General features: G+C 47.6%; 19 protein-coding genes. 5 read left to right on the top strand and 14 right to left on the bottom strand.

Annotated elements, in window-relative coordinates; genetic code table 11:
• Window positions 1-14: 14 nt before the first annotated feature.
• On the bottom strand, window positions 15-668 hold the full coding sequence (locus NFR90_RS02980; protein ID WP_251450574.1) for a tetratricopeptide repeat protein: 654 nt from the start codon (window positions 666-668) through the stop codon (window positions 15-17).
• A gap of 241 nt (window positions 669-909) precedes the next feature.
• Here NFR90_RS02980 and NFR90_RS02975 point away from each other — a divergent pair, with 241 nt between their 5' ends.
• The 3 genes from NFR90_RS02975 (at window position 910) to NFR90_RS02965 (ending at window position 5,174) form a co-directional block, all read left to right on the top strand.
• Complete coding sequence (locus tag NFR90_RS02975; RefSeq protein WP_251450572.1) at window positions 910-1,323, top strand: DUF3597 domain-containing protein; 414 nt, start codon at window positions 910-912, stop codon at window positions 1,321-1,323.
• Between the two features lie 125 nt (window positions 1,324-1,448).
• On the top strand, window positions 1,449-1,727 hold the full coding sequence (locus tag NFR90_RS02970) for a lysine transporter (RefSeq protein WP_251450570.1): 279 nt from the start codon (window positions 1,449-1,451) through the stop codon (window positions 1,725-1,727).
• A 21-nt stretch (window positions 1,728-1,748) separates the two neighbouring features.
• The gene (locus NFR90_RS02965; RefSeq protein WP_251450568.1) at window positions 1,749-5,174 is read left to right on the top strand and encodes a coiled-coil domain-containing protein; all 3,426 of its coding nucleotides are present in this window, start codon (window positions 1,749-1,751) and stop codon (window positions 5,172-5,174) included.
• A gap of 46 nt (window positions 5,175-5,220) precedes the next feature.
• Here the strand turns inward: NFR90_RS02965 and NFR90_RS02960 are convergent, their stop codons facing one another.
• From NFR90_RS02960 to NFR90_RS02900, 13 genes are all read right to left on the bottom strand, one after another.
• Entirely contained in the window at window positions 5,221-5,862 is a 642-nt protein-coding gene (locus NFR90_RS02960) for a YigZ family protein (RefSeq protein ID WP_251450566.1), read from the bottom strand.
• Between the two features lie 12 nt (window positions 5,863-5,874).
• On the bottom strand, window positions 5,875-6,810 hold the full coding sequence (locus NFR90_RS02955) for a M14 family metallopeptidase (protein WP_251450564.1): 936 nt from the start codon (window positions 6,808-6,810) through the stop codon (window positions 5,875-5,877).
• Window positions 6,807-7,748, bottom strand: a complete 942-nt coding sequence (locus tag NFR90_RS02950; RefSeq protein ID WP_251450562.1) for a M14 family metallopeptidase — start codon at window positions 7,746-7,748, stop codon at window positions 6,807-6,809. Before NFR90_RS02950 ends, NFR90_RS02955 begins: the two co-directional genes overlap by 4 nt.
• 1 nt (window position 7,749) lies before the next feature.
• Window positions 7,750-8,520 (bottom strand): transglutaminase family protein, encoded by a 771-nt coding sequence (locus tag NFR90_RS02945; RefSeq protein WP_251450560.1) that lies wholly within the window; start codon window positions 8,518-8,520, stop codon window positions 7,750-7,752.
• A 3-nt stretch (window positions 8,521-8,523) separates the two neighbouring features.
• The gene (locus NFR90_RS02940) at window positions 8,524-9,198 is read right to left on the bottom strand and encodes an alpha-E domain-containing protein (protein ID WP_160334919.1); all 675 of its coding nucleotides are present in this window, start codon (window positions 9,196-9,198) and stop codon (window positions 8,524-8,526) included.
• Entirely contained in the window at window positions 9,180-10,493 is a 1,314-nt protein-coding gene (locus NFR90_RS02935; RefSeq protein ID WP_160334918.1) for a circularly permuted type 2 ATP-grasp protein, read from the bottom strand. The genes NFR90_RS02940 and NFR90_RS02935 overlap by 19 nt, the downstream gene beginning before the upstream one ends.
• 221 nt (window positions 10,494-10,714) lie before the next feature.
• Entirely contained in the window at window positions 10,715-10,927 is a 213-nt protein-coding gene (locus tag NFR90_RS02930) for an AbrB/MazE/SpoVT family DNA-binding domain-containing protein (protein ID WP_160334917.1), read from the bottom strand.
• A gap of 531 nt (window positions 10,928-11,458) precedes the next feature.
• Window positions 11,459-11,995, bottom strand: coding sequence for an LpoB-related protein (locus NFR90_RS02925; protein ID WP_160334916.1), 537 nt, complete (start codon window positions 11,993-11,995; stop codon window positions 11,459-11,461).
• A gap of 21 nt (window positions 11,996-12,016) precedes the next feature.
• Window positions 12,017-12,517 (bottom strand): DUF1425 domain-containing protein, encoded by a 501-nt coding sequence (locus NFR90_RS02920; protein WP_160334915.1) that lies wholly within the window; start codon window positions 12,515-12,517, stop codon window positions 12,017-12,019.
• Window positions 12,517-14,055, bottom strand: coding sequence for a COG3014 family protein (locus tag NFR90_RS02915; protein ID WP_160334914.1), 1,539 nt, complete (start codon window positions 14,053-14,055; stop codon window positions 12,517-12,519). Before NFR90_RS02915 ends, NFR90_RS02920 begins: the two co-directional genes overlap by 1 nt.
• A 24-nt stretch (window positions 14,056-14,079) precedes the next feature.
• Window positions 14,080-15,555: a DUF6844 domain-containing protein gene (locus tag NFR90_RS02910; RefSeq protein WP_251450558.1), complete on the bottom strand. Its 1,476-nt coding sequence runs from the start codon at window positions 15,553-15,555 to the stop codon at window positions 14,080-14,082.
• Between the two features lie 6 nt (window positions 15,556-15,561).
• Window positions 15,562-16,806, bottom strand: coding sequence for a CsgG/HfaB family protein (locus tag NFR90_RS02905; protein ID WP_160336374.1), 1,245 nt, complete (start codon window positions 16,804-16,806; stop codon window positions 15,562-15,564).
• A gap of 9 nt (window positions 16,807-16,815) precedes the next feature.
• Entirely contained in the window at window positions 16,816-17,703 is an 888-nt protein-coding gene (locus NFR90_RS02900; RefSeq protein WP_160336373.1) for a hypothetical protein, read from the bottom strand.
• 451 nt (window positions 17,704-18,154) lie between these two features.
• Here NFR90_RS02900 and NFR90_RS02895 point away from each other — a divergent pair, with 451 nt between their 5' ends.
• Both NFR90_RS02895 and NFR90_RS02890 read left to right on the top strand, forming a co-directional pair.
• Entirely contained in the window at window positions 18,155-18,487 is a 333-nt protein-coding gene (locus NFR90_RS02895) for a hypothetical protein (RefSeq protein ID WP_160336372.1), read from the top strand.
• 104 nt (window positions 18,488-18,591) lie between these two features.
• A partial coding sequence (locus NFR90_RS02890) for a transposase family protein (protein WP_251450556.1) occupies window positions 18,592-18,998 on the top strand: 407 nt, incomplete at its 3' end.

Raw genomic sequence — 18,998 nt, 5'->3', positions numbered from 1 at the left:
ATCCAAACGGTCTGTTATTTTTGCTCTGACTTCTGAAGCTTGGCCTGTGCGCTTCTAACCGCATTTGCTACCGCCTCTCGATTGATCCCGGCTGAACCGGATCTCAGCACTTTCTGCCACTCTTCTACAGCGGCACTGTAGTCTCCTCTTCGATAAGCGTCTTCTGCGACGAGCATCGTGCTTTCAGCTTCCGCGGGTATTAACGCCCGGGCCGCATCAATGCTCTCCCGAACATCGTCCGTGATTATTCTTCCGTTTGCGTAATAAAGCGCTCTTGCCTTTAATCCGTACAGATCAGCTCTTTGCGGGTATTGGGCAATCGCCTGCTCAAATACCTGTGCCGAATCACTAAAGCGTCCGCCCTGAAGCAGCAGTCTTCCAAGTTCGATTTTCTTATCCGCACTGTCCGGAAACCGCAGCACCTCCCTTCTTGCTTCGGTGATTTTTGCCGCAAGCCGAGGATCGATATGCGTTTCAACCTTAGCGTCCTGCCAATCACTGAAGCGGCCGAGTCCCGCATACAGGGCAGATGCGGCAATAAGGCTCACGCCCGTCAAAAGAAGTATCGAAAAGGAAATCCGCCCCGCGTTCTGCTTCTTAAAGCAATAGATAAACACTGCCGCTGTAAAGACAGATGCCGCAGCCATGAGCAGAGTTAGCGTAAACAAGCGAATTCTCCTTTGATTAACTTCTTTTTGATATTTTCGCAATCCGACTCTAAGTTTACCGATTGTTTATTCCGGGTGATTTTCTTTTTAGCTGACCTGCGATAAATATCTAATCTCAGGCAGTCAGCTTCCTTTGCCTAAATCGGGGTTTATACCAATCCATTTTTGAGGCTGAGAGTAATATTCAGAATCAAGAACACAGTAGTTCCGATTAATTAGTCATTGAGATACAGGAGGCCATATGGGCATTTTCAATACAATCATGGAAAAACTCGGTTTAGTGAAAGATAAGGCAGTTGAAGCTGTTGCCGGCACTGAAGCCGCAGCCGCGGAAGCCCCAGCCGCAGCTGAACCCGCTGCGCCCGAGGCCTCTGCTTCTGAAGCTCCCCAAACCGTTGACGTCATTGCAGTATGCGAAGAGATCGCAAGCAAGAGCGGAGCTAATCTGAACTGGAAAACTTCTATCGTTGACTTGATGAAGCTTCTCGGTATTGATTCCTCTCTAGCTAACCGCAAAACATTGGCTGAAGAGCTCGGATGCCCGAAAGATCTTATCGGCGGTGATTATGCTCAAATGAATGTATGGCTTCACAAAGCCGTAATGCGGAAACTTGCTGAAAACGGCGGTAAAGTACCGGCCGATCTGACCAAGTAAACTGATTTAACCACCAAAGCGCCGCTTTTCGCGGCGTTTTTTTATGGCATTTTTGTACTCCTTGAAATCTCCGTTTTGTGTACATCGGTCGATTGCGGTAAAGTGCTGTGTGGAGGTTATATTCAATGTTTGCGTACCCAATTCTTATTGCTTTTCTTGTCGGTTCAGGAGTTTTAATCGGCTGGATCGGATTCAGTTACTGGTGGGGCATTATCCCTGTGCTCATCGGCGGCTTCTGCGGCAGCTACTTCAGCAAGTTCGGAAGACTTCTTCTGACCCCTGATCTTTCCGCATATCAGCGTGAAAAAATTCTGCAGACTACACGTATCCTCACGATCATGTGGATCATTCTGTCTGTGATTTTCTTTGTACTTGGCTACGGTCTGACTAAAGTCACCTACTAACGAAAAAATATCAAGGTAAGCATGAAAATTCTTTCTTTAGAGGCAGTTCCCTCAGATTTTTCGAGATCTCCTTTTCATGTTGATTTCACAGTTGAAGAAAATTACTTCAGCGAAAAAAGTGCGGATGCGGAATCCGCAGCGCGCGCCCTGAGACTTGTCTTATTCGGGCCCTCCGATCAAGACGGAGACTCAGAATTTAAGTCCGTGCGGGCCGCGCTTGAATCCTCAGAAGGAATTTTCGATGCTGAATGGAACGGCTCTGAAGCCGTTTTGACGAAAAAAGACGACGCTTCGGCTAAATGGAAAATTTCACAGCTGACCAACATCTCTTCAGAAGATTTCTTCAGTGCTATTTTCTTAGACGCGAAACACTGGAACCATAAACTCTCCGCAAGTGACGGCATTTTTGCCTTCGGCTCATGCCTGAGCGCGCCAAACACAGACACTCAGCGGCTGCAGCTTGCCGCAGAAGGCATCGTGAAACAAAAAGAAGCGATGCTTCAGGCTTCAGAGAAAGTCATTGCCTCCATTCCCGCGGTTTCTCAGGAGGAAGAGCAAAACCTTAGCCAGATGCTCGTGCGAACGGAACAGGAACTTGCCGCGCTTCAGCGCGACGTTCAAAAAAATCAGTCCCAAATTGAATGGATTGGAAAAATTGCTCTACTCAAGGAGGAAATCTCTAAGCTCTCCAAACAGAAGGCCGTCGTTGATGCAGACATCGCCCGATTCCGCGTCAAGCAAACCGTCCTCGAGAAGGCCAGGAAAGCCGATAAGCTCCAGCCTGAATACGACGTCATCGTTCAGCAGAGAGAGCATGAAAAAGAAATCCAGAAGGAACTCTCGGATTTAAAGAAAGCAACTCCATTCCTGTCGGAAAAAGTTCGTTCGGCCGTCGCAGCCCTGAACGAAGCGGATAAGAACTACCAGCTCTCGTTAAATGAATTCCATGAGAAACGCGAGATTGTTGAAAGAGTGCGTACGCTTGATGAGGATATTTCTTCTTTTTCAATTGAACAGAAGAACACCAAAGACAGTTTGGTTCGCGAACAAACCGCACTGCGTCTGATTCAGGAAAACGTTAACCGACTGAAAGCTTTGCTTTCTCAAGCCAATATGCGCGAGCAGCTGCTTGCTAAAAAGATGAATGAACAGAGCAGCGACTCGCTGCTTGTCTCCGAGCTCGACGAATATGAAAGAGAGCTCCTGATCATCGAGGATGAAAACAGCAATATTGAAAAATTTCAGGAAGATCAGCGCAACCTTCAGAAAACAATCGAACTCAACCGCTCTCAGCTGACCGCAACACAAGCCGCACTGTCTCAGCAAAAAGCGAAAGAACTTTCGCTGCAGAGCGAACTCACGACAAAAAAGCGAATTCTCATTAAAACGGTCGGACATGACTCCCCCGAATCGCTTCATGCCCTACTCGCCGAGCGTGAAGCGCATCTTGCCAAGGTCAATGAAATGGTCGAACGAATTTCTCTTCTGGCCATGGATCACGAAGAACAAGTTAAGGAGAAAGAGCTGCTCGAGGGAACCAAGCATGCCCTTCGCATCTCGTCGCTCTCACTGTCCGCGGCAATCCAGACATTGCGGGATAAGCAAGCTCTGGTTGAAGCAACCTCCTCAGCCCATGCCTTCTATCTTCAGGTCCTCTCTTATGAAAAGGCTAGAAGCGAGCTCATGAACGGGAAACCATGTCCGCTTTGCGGCGCGATTCATCATCCTTATGCCTCCGGACTTCATTTCGATACCAACACCGCTGAAAAACTTGAAAAAGCAAAAGCTGAAGCGGCTGCCGCAAAACAAACCAAAGAATCTTTAGAGGCTGATCACCTCGCTTTGCTGCAGAGCTTAAACGAGCACGAAACCAGACTCAGTGATCTGACGAAAAAACTCGAAAGTGAAAAAGATTTTATTTTGAGCGAAACCGCTGAGCTCGGACTGACCGGATTAAGAGAGAAAAAGCCCATCGTATGGGGACCGCTCGTTCGCCAGAAGCAGACAGCACTTGTCAATCGGCGCGATGATCTCAAAACCCGGTTAGAAAAAATTGACGCAGGTTTAGAGCAGATAGCCGCTTTAGAAGAAGCGCTTTCCGAAACGTCAGAAGAACTTCGCAAACTTCGTCAAAGCTGCGACTCTTTGGAACTGACCATTAAAAATGATTCGGATTCACTCCAGCAGCTCTACAAAAAAGAAAAAGAATCCGAGCTTGCCCGCGTCAACACAACCCGACTTTTAGAGCGCACCTTTGCCCGCTACGGCCTTAAAGCCTCGACGCCGGCCATGCAGAAGCAGAACTTCCCGACATTGGTGAAACGGCGCGAACAGTGGCTTGCGTGGAGCAGCGAGCATAAAGAGCTCTCTGCGGCTATCGCTAAAGATGCGGAGCAGCTTCGCAGTGAGAACGAGCTTTATACCGTCCAGAAAAAGACTGTGGGAGACATCGAAACGAACCTCGAAGCAATTGCAGAGAAACTCAAAAAACTGCAGAAAGATCGTCACGAAGCCATCGCCAACCACAGCCCGGACGAATTTATCGGTGCGATAGAGTCCGAGTGCGAGAACGCGAAGCGGCTTAAAGACGAGGCTCAGACCGTCTACGAAGCCAGACAGAACGCCTTAAATGAAAACCAGGAAAAAATTGATTCACTTGAAGGTGAGCGAAACGAGATTCAGCTGAAGGTGGCTGAGCTTTCCGCTAACTTTGTGCTGAACCTGAACAAATACGGTTTCCCGAACGAAGTCACTTTCCTCTCTTCCGTGATTTCGTCTACACAGCTCAGCGAACTTGAACGTCAGAGCACTGAACTCAGCGAAAGGCTTAAAACTTACGAGACGCAGCTCGATCAAAAGAAAGAAGAGCTTGCGGGACTTGAAAAACTTGAACTGACGCATCTCACACGATCTCAGCTCGATGAAATTCTGAATCAGAAGAGCGATCAGTTCCACGTCGTAAGCGGGCAAGCCGCAGTTCTGCGGGAGAAAGTCGCCAGCAATCTTAACAACAGAAACAGAAGAAGACGCGAAGAAAAAGAATTTACTTCCCTTAGTGAACAAATTCAGGGCTGGAAGTCTCTGATCGGTACGTCCGAGCACCCTGAAAACCCGGTTGAACTGGCCCGCAAACTACTGGTTCAGTTCGCTAACGAATATCTCGGACTCTTAGAGGCCGGCTTTAAGCTTCGTTTCCAAGGCAGCAGTCTGCTCGTCAAAACCAGTTCCACATTAAACGGTCCGACGATTTCTCCGATTTCCGCACTTTCTGAACAAGAACGATCAAGGCTTGCCATGGCACTTCAGCTTGCCCGCACGCAGCTCATTGCTCCGCAGGCCATAACGGAAGGATTTGTTCTGGTGAAATCATCTTCTGAAAATAAGAGCGCTTACCGAGATATTGCGGATAAGCTTTCCGCAAACAACATTCGTCTTCTCGTCAGTTAAACAGCGTCCGGCCGCCGAAGTTCAATTCGGCGGCCGCTTTGACAGACTAGGATTCCGCTCTCTTTTCCCGCTCAAGCAGGAGAGAGCCCGCTGTGACTTCTTCGATTTTTTTGCAAAAATCATCAGCGCGGTCTCTCGGTACTTCTAAAGAGAACTCCGCATCCATCGCGAATTCTTTACTGAGGACACGCCCCTCGAAGTCTTCAAGGAGTCTTAGAAACTGGTTGATAAATCGGTGTTCAATACTGAGCGTGATTGCTTCTACCGGCACTTTTTTACGAATCGGGAGCGTTTCAAGCGCCATCCTGACGCTTGACTGATAGGCTTTAACCAAGCCGCCCGTTCCTAAAAGGATGCCGCCGAAATAACGTGTCACAACCACCGTAAGTTCTCCGATTCCGCTGTGCGTCACGATGGTCAGCATCGGACGCCCTGCGGTTCCGTGCGGTTCTCCGTCGTCGCTTGCGCCGACACGATCGGAGGAACCGGCTGCGCCAGCGCAATAGGCCCAGCAGTTATGGCGGGCGTCCGCGAATTCCGTTTTAATTTTTTCGATAAAAGCTTTGGCTGATTCCACACTGTCAGTACGGCCGACTGAAGTTATGAAACGGCTGCGCTTGATAGTCTGCTCAACCCGAAAAACCTCGCCGTCGGCGAGGTTTGGAACGTTATAACTTTCATCAGCCATTGAGTCTCTCTGTTACTTGTGAAGCTTGCCCACAATTTTAAAGAGAATTTCATTCTCCATGACCAGAGAGTCGTCCTTGGCAAAAAAGATTATGCCCACATCCGGAGAAACGGCTTGAGAAATAATTTCTCCGCTCAGCGGATCAATGATATTGGCGAGCGGCTGGCCCTTCTCCACGGAAGTGAATGAACTGACGAGCGGCACAAACAATCCGGAAGCCTGAGACTTGACGGTCAGCAGTTCTTCCTCCAAGAGTACGGTTGATTCATAACCGCCGTAAACGTTGTCCGTAATCACATTCATTCGCGCAAGGAAGCGGCAGACCGCTGATACCGCAAGCTCTGCACCCTGCGGATCGATCCGATCCGTTGAGCGGCTGTAAAGAGAAAACGCCTTTGTGTCCCAAACCTGCCAGTTAAAATTCAGCGTTGTGGTATCAAACGGTATCGGTTTGCGCAGCACCGCAAACGGAAGACCGAAGAGCTGAGCCAGACCGATATCCTGATAGTCTGTGCGCATCATGCGAACATGCGGAACAAAGTCCCCCGGCAAATAAAAAGATGAAAGCTGCACGCCGAACTTGTATCCCTGAATCTTATTAAAAAGACCCGCGGCGATACGCTGTGTCGTCTCGCCTTTGTCATAGCCCGGGAACATCCGATTAATATCGGAATTATCCATCGCCCAGAATCGTTTGCGGACATTTAAAGAGTACGGATTGCCGCAGGGAACAACCGTGAGACCGTGTTTTCTGCAGATCCTGCCTTCTTCCTCCAGCTTTCTGAATTTCTTAACCAGACAGCCGGCAATATAGAGCTGCTGGATTTCATTGCCGCGAAGGCTGCCGACGATACAAAGCGTCTTTTCTGTTCCTCCGAAATGGAAGGCCTTAATTTCGAAGTCCTCCCGATAGGCTGACTCCATTCGATAAAGAAGTTCTTCTCTCATCGCGCCGCCTCCTGAAGAATTCTTGCGATAAGCGAGCCCTCATTAACGATCGGATACTCACGCAAAGTAAACAGCAGCCCGTCAACTTCGGAGACGCATTTTTGGCGAACTTCTCCTGTCAGCGGATCCACAATTGTTCCGAATTCTTCGCCTCTTTTCACATTGTCACTGTGTCGGACACTCGGAATAAACACACCCGGGACAGAAGCGTTAACAAAACTGACCGCACGGTCCAAGGAAATAATCGGAGCGCTTACGGGGCGCACCGGACCAGTCCACATGCCCTCGTTTTTCATCAGATTCAGTATGCCGTTTGTGAGCCGCTGGCAGTAATCGACTGTAATGCGCATACCGACGCCTGCCTCTACTACCAGAGTCTTCACTCCGATCGAATTCAGACTGTGGGCCAGTGTCGACTCCAAAACGGTTGAGGCCTGATGTACCCACACAAAATCCACGTCGAGCATTTTGGCGTAACGAACCAGTGAGTCAGCCGTCGTGATATTGACTCTGACCTGAGGAATTTCTCGGAGAAAGATATTGCTTGCATGTATATCGATCGCAAAATCCGCACCGGCAAATTCATCCATCAAACGACTCGCGACCCACTCGGTCGGCGCTCCGTCAGCGCTTCCCGGGAAGATTCGGTTCATATCCAGATCGAACCCGGGGAAGCCCCGTTGAATCGTATCAATACCCATCGGATTGAGCGCAGGATAAATATCGACAATCCCATTAAGGTGCTGAGGATTTTCCTTCAGAATTCTATTGAGAAAGTAGCAGACGCACTGGCCTTCAAGCTCATCGCCGTGAGTACCCGAGACAATGCAGAGTCTCTTGAGTTTTTTAGTTCCCGCAGCTGCCGGCTGATGTCGGTTTTTGCGAATCACCAAAGACTCACCCACGGGGAGTTTGACCGTCACAACGTTTTCAATCATTTCAGATCTCTGTCAACGCGCACTTTGAAAACATGCTTTGATGGGCGCCTCCGTGGAAAATTCCTCTTTCAAGCGCACAGCAGCTAAAGTCCAATCCATGAGAGATTTTCATATATTCATCGCCGCAGACTCGGTTGTGTGTCGGGTCAATCGGAATCCAACACTCTCCGTCGAAATATTCAGCCCACGCATGCGTCGCGCCCTCACCCTTGAGAAGGCCGGCCACATATCGGCAGACAATCCCGTCAGCGCGTAAGAGCGAAAGCATGACATGCGTAAAATCCTGACAGACACCGGCGCCGATTTCCCAGCAGGCAGCCGCATTCGTCTCGGTGGTCGTCACACCCTTTTCGTAGCGAAGATCGCGTGAGAGCAGATCCATCCAGTGATAGGCCTTTTCTGTCGGGGTCCCCGAAATCTGATTCGTCAGATAATAGTCTTCCAAGCCGCCGCTCAGACGGGTTAGTGCTGTCGAGTACCGATAATACGGATAAGCGCCTTCGCGGCTTCGAAACTGCGGATTCAGCTGCACTTCTCCGGTTGAGCAGAAGGAGAACGTCGAATGTTTTTCAGCGATATAACCGAGAGAAATATTATTTCCCTGGCTGTCGGTCCCGTTGGAGAGGCGCGCGTTTGGCTGGCAAGTCAATGACGCTCGGGTAATTTCCTGAGTCACGTCGCTCACAGGGAGCGCACGAAGCACAAAAGTATGTTCGGTGACCGGCTCGGAAAAAAACAAATCCGCGCGCAGCATATAGAGGTATTTTTTCATTGTTTAGAGCAGAAGTGTTCTTATATTTTCTAAAGCAATTTCTCTTACTTCTTCATCATCGTCTGCCAACTGAGCGAAGTTGAGCAGGAGTCTGAATTTATTCGTATCGTAAAGAAGTTTCGCGCCGATAAGGCGTCTTTCCAGTTTGCCCAGCGTCACTCCGATGCTTTCCCAGCTTTCGCCAAGACGAATCTGCATATCCAAGCGCTCAAGGTAACGGCCTGCCTTGATCAGACAGCGCTCCTGGCCTGACGCGACGTATTCATCGACACTGCCCCAGAACGCGAGCAGGTAATCCATAACCTGTCGTCCGACCAGCGCGTTTGCCCGATTTCTTCTTCCTTCTTCCATGCAGTTCATCGCGAGCTGAAGATAGGAAAGGCTCGGAGACGAAATGGTGTTGCGAAGCACCAATCCATTGTCGTAAGCGCGGGACAGATTGCTGTAAAGAGAATCCGGATTCTGCGGCTCATACAGATAGCTGTCGATGAAGTCGAGGGAATCCTTGTAGATATCCGGGATATTCAGCGCAGCGCAGAACGGTTTGTATGCCTGTTCATCAATATCAAGCATCACGTCGCATAAGGCTTCGAAGCTACGAATCGTGCGGTATACACGTTCGGCATACCGGCCTAACCAGAAGAGGTTATCGCTTTGTTCTATCGAGATAAAACCCATGTGTCTTTAAAGCCTCCGCCTTGTGAAGAGTTGACGACAAAAGAATCCGCGACGCGGGAGAAGCGTGTCAAACCGCTGTGCCAAACTTTTGTTCCGTTTGCCGAGGTGATGACAAAGGCTCTCAAATCAGCCTTTCTGTCCTTCACTTCAGCGCCTTCCAATACCGGAAGGTCAATAAAATCGATAACCTCCTGCAGAATGAAGCGTCGAGATTCCGTCTGCAGACGCACTTTCCAGTCTTCAAGCTCTTCAGCAGAAAGATCTTTTCCAAAGAGCACTCCGTAGCCGCCCGCTTCTGCCACATCTTTAATAACCAGCTTTTCGAGGTTCTCGAGGCAGTACTTGCGGTCTTCCTCGTAGAAAGGCAGATAAGTCGGAGCATTTTTGAGAATCGGCTTTTCGTGGAGATAGTATTCAATCATCTTCGGCACGAAGTAATAGATGCCTTTGTCATCCGCGACGCCGTTTCCGGGCGCGTTAATGATCGCGACATTGCCGGCGCGATAAGCATTCATAATTCCCGGCACGCCGATGAGTGAGTCCGCTCGGAAAGTCAGCGGATCAAGGAAATCATCGGAGATGCGGCGGTAAACCGCGCCGACCTGCTGCACGCCGTAACGGCCCTTGAAATAGAGCTTATTGTCCTGAACGAACAAATCATTGTGCATGACAAGGGGATAACCGGTGACTTCAGCAAGATAGCTGTGTTCAAAGAAAGCGGCGTTATAGCGTCCGGGCGTCATAATGACGCATTTTCCGCCGGGATTGACGCTTTCCATTGCTTCACGAAGCAGAAGTCCGTAATTGCTGTTGCTCGAAACCGCATTGTTTTTAAAGGTTTCAGGAGAAGCCATGCGTGAAAGTCTTCGAGCGATCAGCGGATAGGAAGCCCCGGAAGGAATCCGCAGATTGTCTTCGAGGACATACCATGTTTTATCTTTTGCCTGAACCAGATCGATCCCGGAGATATGAGAGAAGATACCCGCAGGCGGGATAAACTGGTCGCAAGCCGGTAAAAAGCCTCCGGAGGAAAACACAAAGTCTTCGGGAATAACTCCGTCGGCCACAATTTGCTTTTTGCTGTAAATATCTCTGAGAAACGCGTTGAGCGCGTCAACGCGCTGAATAAGGCCATTCTCCAGTTCTGCGAACTCCTCAGCACTTATGACGCGAGGAAGTGAATCGAAAGGGAAAAGCTGTTCATGGAACTGCCCATCTTTATAAATTCCGAATTTCACTCCGTAACGTGCCAACAGCTGATTAATTGCCGCGGTATTGGACAGTAATGCATCCATATCAGCTCCTTGTGGGTAATGGACAGTTGAGGGATTTTTTATTCTTCTTTCATTATATGAAATTACAGCTTTTATTCAGTTTCTCAGGGAATTATTTATCTGCGACATAAGAAATTACAGCCCCTGTAACCCTCATCCTGAAGATAAGGTCCAGAGGCTAAACTTAAAGGGGCGAGCGCTCGAAACGACGCTCAATTATGCGGGTGAATGAAGACAGCTGCTTATGCAGCTTCTTTGCTGTCCTGCTGATATTTCTTGAGGTTGCTCATTGCGAATTCCGCACTATTGACGATGCGCACCTGACCGTCTTCGACAATAAACGTGACATTTGAACGGCGGCCGCTCTCGATACCCAGCGCTTTAAGAATGTGTTTCGGAAGAGTTACCTGGCCGTCCACCCAAACAACAGAATTAGAAGAAAAACTGTTCGACATAAAAGCCTCCTATATTCTCAACTTCTTTGACTGCGTCCGTTCTTATTTGCGTTAGCAGAACCCTGCGATCAAATCAACTTCCATGATTTGATTTTACTATTTAGTTTTGATCTTAATAAGGGATTTCCCTAATGTGAGCAACAGACCTTGAAGCTCAATCTTCGGCACAGTTTTGTATTTAAAAATACAGTCCGAAAACGACGTGAGCTCTATGATTGCTGCCATTCTGCGGCTTATTTGTAAGACCGTACCGCCAACACACTCCGGCGAGGAATCTGCTCGCTGCTCATTCGTTCTGAAGACCGTGATAACGAAAACCGCATGCCTTCCGGCAATCATGATCTGAATTCGTTTATTAAATCCAGTTATGAGAAAAGCCCGCATTAAGCGAGCTCTTAATGATTTAGAGACCTTCGAATTTTCTCATCAGTCATAGGGACGGACTCATATCCATCCCTGCCAATAACAAGCTCAGTCCCTTTTGCTGTAGTAGTAAAACCGCTTTTCACACAAAAGAGACCGAATGACTTGTTACCGTGACTTAAATAAAGACAGATCATCACTCCACTGTCCGACCAGTTCGCCGCTCACGTTGAAAAGTTTGATTTTCATGGAGTAGTCGACCATCTTTTGGCCGTCAGGTGCACGCTGCACGGTGTCTGTAATTTCAGTCTGCATAATGTAGTTGAAATTCGTTGCAGATCCGTCCAAAACTCTCACGACTCCGGAATTGAAAAGGGTTTCTTGAATTCTGTCGTGAATATCCTGGATTCGAATGTTCTCATCGTGTGTAGTATTTCTAAGTTTGCCAACCACAATCTTGGGCTTGTTTTTGGCGTTTTTAAACACCGGAGATGCAAGCATCTTGTTGGTCAGATTCTCAGAAAAAGCAATGATGTCATTCAATGCTACCTTGGTATCTAAATGAATTCTTGCAGAAGAATCCTGAATGGACACTGTTTGAGTCCGCCCAATAGGCAGGAAAGATCCGGTGTTGGAACTGTCGCTTGTTGCGCATCCGGTTAAAGCAGCAGTCGCCAACACCAACGATAAAAGTTTTAATTTCATATAAGTTAATTCCTTGAATTTTTATTGAGCGGCATTTCTGGCTGCCTGCTCCTGCTGATATCTCATCACTTCGACCGGATCAGGCTCCGGAATAAAAATTTCGACATCGGCAGGAACCTTAAACGTCAGGACAGCGCTCTGCCCTTCAGTGCCCTTTGCAAAGCTGGAAATCGGTTTCTGAGCTCTCGGATTTAACGTAACACGGGTCCAGGATGAAGCATTCGGCAGCGGAGCACCATTCACGTCGTGCCACGTTACCTGATACTCTACCGGGAAGGTCGCTTGCGTCAGGTTTTTAATAGAGCCGCTCATTCGTTTGAGGCTGCCGTCCTGATAAACCTTGCCGCCGAGAAATCCTACGGATCTGGCCAAAGGCTCTGTTCCGTAGATGATCGTTAAACCAGAAACAGAAGTATCTTCAAGAGCAACCGGCGGCTGCGGTTCCTGAGTTGCACAGGCTGAAAGGCCCAGAACTGCACTCAGGCTCAAAACCAGCGCAATTTTTCTAGAGATATTTTTCATTAGTTTTCCTGCTTACTTTTTTTCTGGAACTCGGAAACCGTTAAGTTCTTGTTGTAACTCGTGGCATAAACCACTGTCGAGTCAGTGCCTTCCAGTTTCACCGACTTAGAAGCGAGCTTTCCGCCAGCCTTGTTATAGGTAGTAATCGTCAGAGACTGCTGATTGGCCGGAACGATAAAGCGAGCAACCATGATCTGATTCGGCAGAGTCATCCAAGAACGGGTGTCCGGATGCTGAGCCGCACCGATCGTCTTACTAACCATATTTCCTGCCAGTGTTCCGAAAACACCAGCCTTCTTCTCTGCGGCTGCCTGAGCGATGCCGGCAGCGACATGACGAGCAAAGGCCGCAAAGAACATGGCCTGGCGCCAAGGCATACGATCGAGTTCATCACGATAGATCAAACTTTCCATCTTGGTTAAACTCGACATCTTCTTCGTCTGTCCGCCAACGGAAACGCTTGCGGAACCAAAGTTTGTCGGCTGAGATTCAAGATCGGCGTAATGAATTTCGCCTGCATAAGTGCCGACCTTGAACTTAGCCGTCTTTTCCTCTCTTACCGGTGAGAAGCCGTCAGACAAGATAACCTGAACGATTTTCTTTCCTTCCGGAACTCCCTTCTCTACATTGTTTACACCTTCTTTTGCCGCGCCGCAGGAAGGATTATTTTCCAGAGCTTTTTTATAAGCTGTCTTCGCGCTGCCAAGATCGGCCGCCTGCTGTCCGATTGCGTCTAATTCAAGAATAAGCGCGTCCATGTAGTCGCCAAACGGATTGACGTACGCGGATTTAACAAGTTTCGCTTTCTTGACGTCTGCGGAGCTCATAGTGCTGTTAGCGTCCTTAAGAATCTCTTTCTTGTATTTACCCAGTTCTTTGGTGACATCTGTTCCAGATTCTTTAGCCTCTTCTCCTTTTTCTTTGAGAGCGGCTAATTCTTTTTCAAACTTCTCATGCTCTTCCTGCTGTACGTCAATAGCGCGTCGAGCTACGTTATATGCTTTTTCCGTATCTCCGGTAAGCAGGTAGGTGAGCGACTTGTAGTTAAGAAGCATGACTTTTTCATAGCCTCTTAATTCATAATTGCGCATCTCTTCTGCGCCGGTCAGGACTGCCGCGCCGCTCTTGCCGAACGAACTTAACGCTCCTGTTACGCCGCTGCTTTCTGTTTTAGCCTGCTTCTCTTCTGCAACATCAAAGAAGAAACGGGCACGTTCAGGACTTCCTGCATTCAAAGCCAAAAGAGCTCTTTCCAAAATAGCAAGCTCTCCTGCTGTTTCAAGAAGCTTTTCTTTCATTTCTTCATTTGTCAGAACTTTGCCGTCAGCAGTCTTATCATTTTCCAGCATCTTGGCTCTCAGGTCCTCAACCTTCCCGGAGTTCAGCATTTCTCGTGCCGGCTGGTATGCCTGAGCATAAGTTTGCGTACTTTCAGCCTCTCCGGTCATTCCGATGCGGTCGCTGTGCGTCGCACAACCGGACATCGCAGCAACGGAAACCAAAATTGCTGTTATAAGAAGTTTTCTTTTTAATTTCATGGGATTCCCCTGGACTTTATAGGTTTAAAAAACATCTAGCGCAGAGGTGACTGCCGATTTCTTAGAAACGGCATCTCTGCTCTTTTGTGATTCACTCGATTCGGAATTCTTTTCAACGGCTGAGGAGGCGACTCTCTTGTTTTGGTTAGCTTTTAATCCGGCTGCAGCGCTGATGCTGTCCATGCTGAAAGCTAAAACCACACCGACGACAATTTGGCCGTCTTCAGGATCTTCATACTGCCAATCGACAATATTTCTGGCTCCGGAGAGATTAGCGCTGGCTTTAAGACGAGATTTTTCATCAACAATAGATTCGACCGCAGCTTCTACAACACTCGGATCAATCATGCCAGTCTTTCCATCTTTCACTGCGTATTCTTCTGTTTTAGTTCCGCGTGAAGCGTTCTCTTCAGAAGAGAAGGACAATGACAAGAATTGTGCAAGGTTCGCTCTTGCAATTGCGGAAGCCTGTTTCTGAGCGGCTTCGATATGACGGCTTTGAATTGTAGGATTATTGGACTTCTTAACAGACCAGAATCCGAAAGACACAACTGCAGGGCCGTTTTCATCTACCAACAGACGCGATCCGTAGAGTTCGGACAGTTTCTCGTCGTCGTTCACCGGCAGCTGCTCTTCAAGGGGAGCCCCTACTGCCTTAAGATTCGGCGGAACTCTGTTCTTTAAGCAAAGAGCAAGATCCTGCGTGACTGGAGACCGCATGAGAACCACGGCTACCGCGGCCTTGCCGTCTTCATTAACAGTAATGAAGTTATCCAGAATTGTGATGCCGCTCATCTGAATACTCGTCGCTGATTTTGTCCTAGCAATAAGCACGTCATTTAAGAGACGAATTTTTTCATCTTTAGGTCTTGACGAGTACTGCGACGGATCCACGCCCGCTTTTTGCAAAGCTTGGTCGAGGTGAGCTTCAGATAGAGCTAGTATTTTTTCTCCGATCGCCTGAATCTTAGATACGCCCTCTGCTTTTTCATTCTTAAATGCACCGGCGTTCGAGCTGTCATCATTGAAAAATTCCGAAGAAATTTCCGAGGATGTCTTATTCACCAGGAAATTAGAGAAATCTTTCAGGGCACTTAAGTATGCTTTTTCATAGGCCAATTCAACCTGGCGGAAAAAATCAGATGAGGCTTTATTCCCGTCAACATCAATAACCTTATAAAAGATGACCTTACCGCGGGCATTTGTTGTTCCGCCAGCGCGAAGATTCTTTTCCTTGAGATAAGCCTTGACCTGTTTCTCCAGCTCAAAATGCGGGTTTTTAGAAACCTTGTACGCACGTTTTACTTTATTGTCCGCTGACTCGTTAACGTCTTTAACGTCGGCGGCCACAATTGCCGTTGCACCATGAGAAACAGCAGCGGCAGCGGCTGAAGAGCTGACGTTGACGTCAGCCGCCTGTTGGGAGATTGCCACCGAAGCAGATAAACCGGCTGCAAGCAAGACGGCCGCGCATAACGCTATTTTTTTAAAGTTATTCATTGGAAATTACCACTTAGGTTGCTGGGTTTTAACAACTTTCTTCTTTGTCTGTTGAGCTTCTTCCCGGGGCAGCGCTCTGAGGATGTATTCACGAGGCACCAGACCGACCAGATCTACGTTCGACTTAATGACAGAAGCATGAGAAATTTTCGGAGAAGCGTCACTGATACGGACCTGCCCGACTTTAATTTCATCTCGAGCCAAAGGTTCTCCCGTATAGGGATCCTCCAGAACCTTGCCGTATTTAACCAAGTTGTATACGTCTCCTACCTTAACTGTGTCTCCGCCTTGAGATAAAGTCAGAGTACCGTTGTTGTAGGCAAGCGCCATAATCGGATAGATGATGTTTGAAAGTTTCGCTCCGATGGCATAGCCATCCTCAGCACCTTGTTCATACACATCTTCAGGCTTTTTAAGTTTTACGATCTTATCTTCTGTGCCGGATGCTGCAATCTGACCTGTGGCCGCTTCAATCAACCTCCAGCTCAAACTCACATGTCCCTCGATAACCTTACTGATTTCTTTGGTATACGGGTCCTGCTTGTTGTTCTGCTTCAGTACAAAGTTGTTAATTTGACCGACAAGGACATAGTCAGAGCCCAAGCTGTTTCCAATCCTCGCCCTTTCCTCGGGTTTGACATCGGGATTTAAAAGTCCGGCCAGTTCTCCAAGTCGATCGCCTTGGAAATCTCTGTCCAGAACTGCAAAATGTCTAGTTCCGGTTAAATAATCTACCAGACTCTGTCTCAGACGCTGATCAAAGTCCTCAACAAGTTTTGTGTTTCCTCTGTAATAAAAAGGAATAACAGCGATTCGTCTTCTAGTGGACTGTGAATCGTCTTTATAAACACTGATATCCGCATCAACCACAGCCTTAAACAAGCCATTCGGCTCCTCAGTGACATCCACTACAGAGAATGATTTCACATGACCTTTAGTCTTTGTTTCTGTCGAGCTCGCTAGGGCATCGCTGACAGACGACCTGGACTCTTCTGATCTTCCTTTGGAATCCTCTTCAATGGTCGCAGCCGAAGCCGCGGCACTGACCGATGCGGTCTGCGCCTTCAGAGAAATACCGGAAACTTGAGAAACCGCTTCAGTCAATGCGGCCTGGACCGCAACCGGTCGAGTTGACCCAGTACCAACAGCTTGAACCGTTTTCGTGATTACTCCCGCTGCCAGTACCTCAGCGCTAAAAGCGGCGCTGACCAACAGGGAAAGTGTCAGACGTTTAAATTTCTTCAGATTCATTTCGATTTCTTACTTCTTTTTATTGTTTGCTACCGGCCGACGGAGAATGAATCCCTCAGCAAACGAGGCAGGATCACCGCTGGTGACATCAACAACGCTAAACTTAGGGTTGATTCTGGAGACCGTGCATTCACCGACCTCTGTTTCAGCAGAACCAAGACTTTCACCGGTCTGCGGATCCACTAATTCTTCGCCCGGTTCAAAAATGATGAATTTCTCTCCGACTTTTAAACCGCTGTCATTGCCGCGATTTATGAAAAGTTTTTTGCCCTGAACTCGAAGCACTGTGATGGGAAAAACCGTATCGGACAATTGGTTGGCCAATTGACCGGCGACACCCTCAAGTGTTTTATCCAAAACGGCTCTGGAAGGGCTACCGACTCCATTTGCGATAAAGGAACCGCCGGAGTTGGATGCTTTAATCGGGAATGAAGCGACGACAGTGCCTTTGCTCGTGTCAATAATCTGAACGGACAATTCGATACGAGCTCCGTCCTGAACTTTGTATTTATTGCTGATGTTCGGAACTTTACTGGCAGATCGGCCGAAATTGAAATCTAAAACTTCAATCTGTACTAAGGACTGAGCGTTTGAAAACTCACCTTTATGAGCCGCATCGCCGGCAGCAAGATCCGACTGAGCGAACTCCTGTTCTTTTCGAATCGCCTGCAGATGAGCAGCTCGTCGGGTAAGCAGTTCAAACTTTCTTCCGTTACGAATCGCGTTTTCGACATCTGAAATTAAAGATGATTTTCGGACAATTTCCTGCTGTTTTGCAGGAATTGCTTCACTGACAATCAAATCTGAAACTGCGACTCTGTACTTAGCATCCTGTGCCAAGGCAGAAAACGAGACAAAAGACAACGAGAGCAGGACTGATACGATATTTTTTAACATAGTAATAGCTTGGGATACATTGCCTCGGATACTACTATTTCTCAGGGGGGGGGGATGGAATTAGGTAAAACCCTTCACCTTTTTGAGTGGTTGTAATTTTTCTCTAGGCTGGAATAAAGAAAATTCCTGATTATTAAATCAGCTATCTATATATCTACATATTATCTATTTGAAAATAAACGATATTTATTTAAATATATTCTCGGCTGTATGTTTTAATGATTTGAACAAAAATGAAGTGCTTTCGGGATGCTCTTCGCAGGAATATGCAATCTCTCTCGTGTCATTAAGATCTCGAAGCAATATTCTTTCGCTCTTCTTTCATAGAAATACACCTGTAAAACGTATAAACATAAGATCTGGTCGATTGAACTATTTGATTTTGTATAAGTTTTTTAAATTATTTATCCAATATACCAACTCTAAAAATTCACTCTTAGCTAGGAGGCCTGTGAAGAAAAAGAAGGCATGGAAGAAGAATTTTGAGGCTCTTCGTTTATGGGAGCGTACTGCCGGCTGCTTTGTTATCCGCAGCGATTGGCTCGAAGACCCGATCGAGGCATTGAAAATCTACCGGCGGAGAAATATTGTTGAAATCGCTTTTAGACAATTTAAAGTCCTCAATGACGGAGATCGGCTGCAGGCAGCTCGAACTTCCTATATGGGAGAGCTAATGGTCCACATAATTGCCCAATCCCTCAGGATGGCCATAAACGTACAAGCCAAAAGAAGAGAAACCTCGGAATCAGGTTCGACGCACGATATTAATAAAAAATCTGAATAATATCTGCGAAAATTTCTGATAATTGCATGAATTTATTAGGAAAAGTGCTTGCCTTTTATCGTGATGAATAATATAATATTAGAGATCAACATAAGGTGATTGCTATGTCAAGACCAAGATCTGATAACCCAAAAGAGCACACTTCTATCATTCGTGCGAAACGAAAAGACGGTTGGACTTATGTTCAAAGAGTCGTCAGCGTTTACGATCCAAAGATTAAAAACAGCAGAAGAATTTCAACGGAGACTTTGGGAAAACTTCCGCCCGGTGAAACTGATTTGGAGAAATTGGTTACTCTGGAACCGCGCAGAAGAAAAGGTTCACTTCAAGCGGCTAAGATTGCCGCACCTGCCCAAGAAGTGATTGATCCCAGAGATCCCGGACGGATCATTTACCCATTGGATATTGTCTTTTGCGTCATTCTTCTTGCTGCGATGCAAGGCAAAACTTCCTGCACGGAAATTGCAGAGTTCTGGCATCAATGCCGACCCTTGCTGAGCAAGACCTTCCC

The organism is Parasutterella muris, from assembly GCF_943193095.1.
Taxonomy (GTDB): domain Bacteria; phylum Pseudomonadota; class Gammaproteobacteria; order Burkholderiales; family Burkholderiaceae_F; genus Parasutterella; species Parasutterella muris.
The sequence above is the reverse complement of the archived record's forward strand: the minus strand, read 5'-3'. Positions and strand labels throughout refer to the sequence as shown.